Source organism: Rhodococcus sp. MH15 (assembly GCF_019266045.1).
GTDB classification, from domain to species: domain Bacteria; phylum Actinomycetota; class Actinomycetes; order Mycobacteriales; family Mycobacteriaceae; genus Rhodococcus_F; species Rhodococcus_F qingshengii.
The window spans coordinates 1-5770 of record NZ_LPNP01000033.1 but is presented as its reverse complement, the minus strand read 5'-3'; the positions used below and the strand labels follow the sequence as shown (position 1 = coordinate 5770).

At 63.4% G+C, this 5770-nt stretch carries 6 protein-coding genes and 1 pseudogene; 3 read left to right on the top strand and 4 right to left on the bottom strand.

Annotation, left to right across the window (positions count from 1 at the left end):
- Nucleotides 1–375: 375 nt before the first annotated feature.
- Both ATN37_RS00395 and ATN37_RS00390 read right to left on the bottom strand, forming a co-directional pair.
- The gene (locus tag ATN37_RS00395) at nt 376–1002 is read right to left on the bottom strand and encodes a dihydrofolate reductase family protein (RefSeq protein ID WP_218694591.1); all 627 of its coding nucleotides are present in this window, start codon (nt 1000–1002) and stop codon (nt 376–378) included.
- Between the two features lie 141 nt (nt 1003–1143).
- Nucleotides 1144–2736, bottom strand: a complete 1593-nt coding sequence (locus tag ATN37_RS00390) for an adenylate/guanylate cyclase domain-containing protein (RefSeq protein ID WP_218694590.1) — start codon at nt 2734–2736, stop codon at nt 1144–1146.
- Between the two features lie 42 nt (nt 2737–2778).
- Between ATN37_RS00390 and nucS the strand changes: the two genes are divergently transcribed.
- Nucleotides 2779–3453: an endonuclease NucS gene (gene nucS, locus ATN37_RS00385; protein ID WP_007733244.1), complete on the top strand. Its 675-nt coding sequence runs from the start codon at nt 2779–2781 to the stop codon at nt 3451–3453.
- 19 nt (nt 3454–3472) lie between these two features.
- Nucleotides 3473–3817 (top strand): ATP/GTP-binding protein, encoded by a 345-nt coding sequence (locus ATN37_RS32200; RefSeq protein ID WP_256519465.1) that lies wholly within the window; start codon nt 3473–3475, stop codon nt 3815–3817.
- A gap of 7 nt (nt 3818–3824) precedes the next feature.
- Here the strand turns inward: ATN37_RS32200 and ATN37_RS00380 are convergent, their stop codons facing one another.
- Nucleotides 3825–4883 carry a hypothetical protein gene (locus ATN37_RS00380; RefSeq protein ID WP_007733248.1) on the bottom strand — a complete coding sequence of 353 codons (1059 nt, stop codon included), beginning with the start codon at nt 4881–4883 and terminating at the stop codon, nt 3825–3827.
- Nucleotides 4884–4923: 40 nt separating this feature from the next.
- Nucleotides 4924–5397 (bottom strand): methylmalonyl-CoA epimerase, encoded by a 474-nt coding sequence (mce, locus tag ATN37_RS00375; protein ID WP_007733251.1) that lies wholly within the window; start codon nt 5395–5397, stop codon nt 4924–4926.
- Nucleotides 5398–5504: 107 nt separating this feature from the next.
- Between mce and ATN37_RS00370 the strand changes: the two are divergent.
- Nucleotides 5505–5770: pseudogene (locus tag ATN37_RS00370) on the top strand (acetyl-CoA C-acyltransferase); the annotation flags it as partial.

Here is a 5770-nt window from a genome sequence, read left to right as displayed (position 1 = left end):
CCGGAAGCTAAGCCCTTCAGCGCCGATGGTACTGCACTCGACAGGGTGTGGGAGAGTAGGACACCGCCGAACACACATTAGAGAAGCCCCCCAACCAGTACTGGTTGGGGGGCTTTCTCGTACCCAAAACACCCCACCCCGCCAACACCCGAAAGCACCCCCGCCGGCACCCCCCGGATTCGAGTGAACGGTACGTTCGTCGCCTCAGATCGACCGAACGTACCGTTCACACCATCAGGGGCGGGAGCACAGTGGGCTCACCACCGCGTCCGGGATCGAGTGAACGGCACGCTCACCCTCTTGGACGAGGGGAACGGTACGTTCACACCATCAGGGGCGGGAACACGACTGAGGACGACAGGCGCTTTGCCCGGATCAGTCGATGCCGTCGGCGGTGGCAGTCGCATACTTCGGCCGGCCAGCCGGCAGATACCTCTGAATCGTCACGCCCTTTGATGTGGCTCGCGATTCGGCCAGCTCGAGTGCGATGTCCGGTCCGGTGTCGGGAAACAGCCGCGTGCCCTGGCCTACCACCACCGGAACGATCAGCAGGATCATCTCGTCGACAAGATCGTTCGCGAAAAGCCAGCGGCACAGGTTGCCACTGCCGTGCACCTGAAGCTCACCGCCGGGTCTGGCTGTCAGTTCGCCGAGAGCGATGGCGGTGTCACCTGAAAGGGCTGTCGTGTTCGTCCATTGCGGATCGGTGAGCGTCGTCGACGCAAGGTACTTGGGCCGCGAATTCAGAGCGCTTGCAATGGGGTTGACGTCGGGATTCTCGAACGCGCCCCAATAGCCGGCGAAGATCTCGTACGTGTGTCGCCCGAACAGGAACGCGTCAGCTCGCTGGTAGACCTGGACGAGGTAATCCATGGCTTCGGTGTCCACTAATGGCGCGGACCAGCCGCCCCGCTCGAATCCGCCACGGCGATCTTCGTCCGGACCACCGAGTCCTTGCATCACACCGTCGAGAGTGACGATGGTAAAGGTCGTCAGTTTCATAGTCGTACCCATCTCCCAGGTGTCGTCGGATCTCCGCTGTTTCGATATAGACCGTTGGGAAGCGGGAAAGTCATCGAGCGAACGTGGCGTTGATCGCCTTGGATCGACCGAACGTGCCGTTCGCTCAGGGGGGTGTTGGGGTCAGGGCTGAACGGGCACGGAGTCTGACGGGCTGGTCTCGGACTCCAGGGCGTCGCACGGAATCGCGAGCTCGGTCTGTTCGAGGCGGCCGCGAAGGGTGATGTTCTCGGTGATCGACCACTGTGCAGCCTCGGCGCTGTCAGCGGCAGCCACAGCCCGACCGGATGCGGCGACGTTACCCGGAACCGTCTTGGCAACTTCGGACAGTCGCGCCGCTTCGTTGACGGGATCACCGATGACGGTGTATTCGAATCTTTCTCGCGCACCGACGTTCCCGGCTACGGCAACACCTGCGGCGACGCCGATTCCCGCGCTCACTTCCGGAATCTCGGCACGCAGGCGCTGCTGAATCTTGCGGGCAGCGGCGAGTGCGCTGCCGGCGTGATCGTCGAGTGTCGTCGGCGCTCCGAAGATCGCCAGCGCTGCGTCGCCCTCGAACTTGTTGACGAATCCGCCGTGTGCGTCGACCTCGTCGACTATGACGTCGAAGAAACGGTTGAGTAGAGCGACCACCGCCGTAGGGGAGTTGGTGGCCGCGATGGTGGTCGATCCGATGACGTCGACGAAGAGTACGGCAACGTCACGTTCTTCACCACCGAGTTCCGGGTTTCGGCGAACCGCGTTTGCGGCAACCTCGTGTCCGACGTGGCGCCCGAAGAGGTCGCGTATTCGCTCTCGCTCGCGCAGACCCTCGGCCATGCGATTGAAGCCGGCCTGCAGTAGTCCCAGTTCCGTTCCGTCGTACACGACGACGGACGCGGTGAGGTCGCCACGGGTGACTTGTTCCATTCCTCGTCGCACGGACCGAATGGGGGCCGCGGCGGACCGGATGTTGATGTATGTCAGCCCGAGTCCGACGCACAGAGTGATCCCGCCGATGACGAGTATCGCGGTCGCGAGGGCTTGCCACGAAGCAGGCCGGATGAAGCTGAAGACCGCTACGAGCATCAAGCCGGTGACGGGGACTCCGCTTCCGAGCAGCCAGACGAGGATTGTCCGGCCGGTCAGTCCGAGAACGGCAGCCTTGCGGGGTGCTCCGGATTCGAGTGCACGCGCAGCAATCGGGCGGAGTGCGAACTCGCTGAGCAGGTAGCAGAAGGCGCACGTGGTGATACCGCTGAAAGCCACGGTGAACAGAACTTTCGGAATGGTATCGGGGTCGACGATTCCGTACATTGTCGTGAAGGTGATGAGCGCGGCCGTCCACAGGGCGGCTTGCACTCGGGTCAGTCGCCACGGCCCGCGCAGCGCCGCGCGTTGATTCTGCTCTGTCGGTGGGTGATCCTCGGTGGCCCATCGAAGATCCCGCATCAGCCGTTTGGTGCCCCACAGAAGTCCGATGAGAAAGACACACCCGATGAAGACGGGCACGGCAATGAAGTTGATCCATGCGAATTCGGGGTGGATGATCTCGGGTCCGGGAACCACGAATCCGATGAGCACGATCGCCAGTACCGCTCCGATCAGGTTTGTGACCAGGAGGGGCGCGGTGAGTAGTGCCTGGACGCGGATTCGGCGGCGCCTGGGGCTTTCGTCGGTGGATCCGAGCAGCCACGACCCCAGGGGCGCACTCGGGACACGGCTTCGCTGCATAGTGTGTCGAGAGTAGTCGTAATGATCGCTTAGGGTGGTCCGGTGCGCCTAGTTATTGCTCGTTGCCGTGTCGACTATGTGGGACGCCTGACCTCCCACCTCCCTACCGCAAGACGACTGCTGTTGGTCAAAGCCGACGGCTCGGTCAGTATCCATGCCGACGATCGGGCGTACAAGCCGCTCAACTGGATGAGTCCGCCGTGCTGGTTGGTCGAGACCACCGGGGACGGCGACGACATCCTGTGGGTCGTCACCAACAAGGCGGGCGAGGAACTGCGGATCACTCTCGAAGAGGTCGAGCACGATTCGTCGTATGAACTCGGTCTCGATCCGGGATTGATCAAGGACGGTGTCGAGGCACACCTTCAAGAACTTCTGGCGGAGCATGTCGAGACACTCGGCCCCGGCTACACGTTGGTGCGGCGTGAGTACATGACGGCCATCGGGCCGGTCGACCTTCTGGTCCGAGACGCGGACGGTGCATCGGTGGCGGTGGAGATCAAGCGTCGCGGCGAGATCGACGGCGTCGAGCAGTTGACGCGCTACCTCGAATTGCTCAACCGCGATCCGCTGCTCGCGCCGGTCACGGGAGTTTTTGCAGCGCAACAGATCAAGCCGCAGGCAAAGACTTTGGCCAACGACCGTGGGATCCGTTGCCTGGTCCTTGACTACGAGGCCTTGCGGGGCACCGAAAGCACCGAGTTCCGCCTCTTCTGACGCTGTTTAGACTCGAACCATGCCGCGCCGCAAACCTTCGCCGAAGCAATCCCGTCGAACGGATACTCGGCGTGCGCGGGATTCGAGCGCGGAGTCGGCGTCACCAAGCGGTGTGTTGTTCGGCGGAGCGCTGGTCCGGGAGGAACCCGGTCCGGGCGGTGAAATGTACATGGTGAGGCCGATACCCGGCTCCAACGCGACGAAGTTCTATCGATGCCCCGGTTGTGATCACGACATCAGACCCGGCGTCGCTCACGTGGTGACGTGGCCTTCGGAACCGGGCGGCGCGAACGAGCGTCGACACTGGCATACCGGATGCTGGTCAGGCCGCGGTACGCGCAGCCTGACCAGACGGTGGTCCTGAGCGTCGATCAGTTCCTGGACTGGGCTCGCTGCTCGACGGCGCGGGTGTCGATCTCGGCGGTGTTCGTCTCGTCCGAGTCCTCGAGAACGTCGTCTTCGTCGATACTCGGTTCTGATTTGACCGGATCTGCGTCGACCTTATCTGCGTCGGCCTTCTTGTCTTCGATCTCGAGATCTTCCTCGGCTTCGACGATGACCGGAGCGGGCGGTGCATCGAGGAGTTCGCTCTCCCGGTTGACCGATGCGAGCATGGCCGGAACCGAATCGAGTTGTCCGCGAATGCCCAAGAGCTGAGCCAGGATTCGGCCTCGGAGAACGCGCAGTTCTTCGGTGAGTTCCTTCGCGTGAGCGATCTTGCGCTCGGACTGATCAGTGGCGGCCTGCAGCCTGCGCTGAGCCTCGTGCGACGCATCGGCGAGTCGACGCTCGGCCTCTGCTTTGCTCGACGACTCCAACTCGTTGACGGCGGCGACGACCTTGGCGCGGCGCTCCGACATCGAGATGTCGAAGTCTTCGCGGATCTGAGTGCGCTTGGCCTCGGACTCGGCAGCCAGTCGATCCCGCTCGGCCTGCGCGGCTTCGACGATCCGGGCGGCTTCGGTACGGGCCTGCGCCATGGTCTGCTCGTGCATGGTTTCCATCGCGTTGCGACGGTCCTCGAGTTCGGCGATCAGCGACTCGTAGTGCCCACGTAGGCGAGCGCCGTCCTGTTCGGCGATGGAGGTCATCTCGGCTGCGTCGGCCTCGGCCTTCGCGCGCACCTCCGAGGCCTCGTCGGAGGCAAGGCGCAGCATGCGGCTGATGCGATCGCTCATGCCCTCCGCAGTGGTGGGCGGTACCGAGAGGCGGTCTACGTCCTTGCGGAGGTCGTCGATGTCGTCGCGTGCATCGTCGAGCTGCTTGGCGAGGTCACGGGCCTGCGCAGCGGCAGCATCACGATCAGCCGCGGTAACTCGCAGCTCCGCGTCGAATCGCTCGAAGTAGTTACGTACCTCGTCGCGGTCGTATCCCTTCCGTGCGATCTGGAACGGAAGTTGGATCGAACCGCGGTCCTGCTCGTATGCCATGGCGACAATCTACCTGGCATACGAGCTGGAGTCGGGTCTGCTAGTGGCTCGCGTCGGGTTCGACCAGTTCCACCAGGACGCCGCCGGCGTCCTTCGGGTGGATGAAGTTGATGCGCGAGTTGGCCGTACCGCGTCGGGGAGCGTCGTACAGCAACCGAACCCCGCGGTCGCGAAGCTCGGCGGAGATGGCGTCGATGTCGGTGACCCGGTAGGCGAGCTGCTGGAGGCCGGGGCCGCTTCGGTCGATGAACTTGGCGATGGTCGAGTTCTCGTCCAGAGGCGCGAGCAGCTGAACGGCAGTGGATCCGGCGGGGGAGCCGACGACGGAGAGCATGGCCTCACGCACGCCCTGCGATTCGTTGATTTCCTCGTGGGTCGACACCATGCCCAGGTGCTGCGTGTACCACTCGATTGCCACGTCGAGATCGGGCACCGCGATCCCGACGTGATCGATCGCGACGACGAGGTCGGACGACAAAGGTGCGAGTGCAGAACTGGGGGAGGTCTGTGTCATACCTTTCACGGTAGCGCTACCGTTTGAGGAGTACACGTCGGGATGTGACTTGGCTCTTAGGCCGCACGGAACCGACGACTATCTCTCTTTTGCAGCCGGAGGAAATCGTGACCAGTTCTGTGATTGTTGCGGGAGCTCGTACCCCGATGGGTCGACTCCTCGGATCGTTGAAAGACCTCTCCGGGTCCGACCTCGGCGGCATCGCCATCAAAGGCGCCCTCGACAAGTCCTCAGTCGCACCCGAACAAGTCGACTACGTCATCATGGGACAGGTCCTCACCGCCGGCGCCGGCCAGATGCCCGCCCGCCAAGCCGCCGTCGCCGCCGGCATCCCCATGAACGTCCCCGCCCTGAGCATCAACAAAGTGTGCCT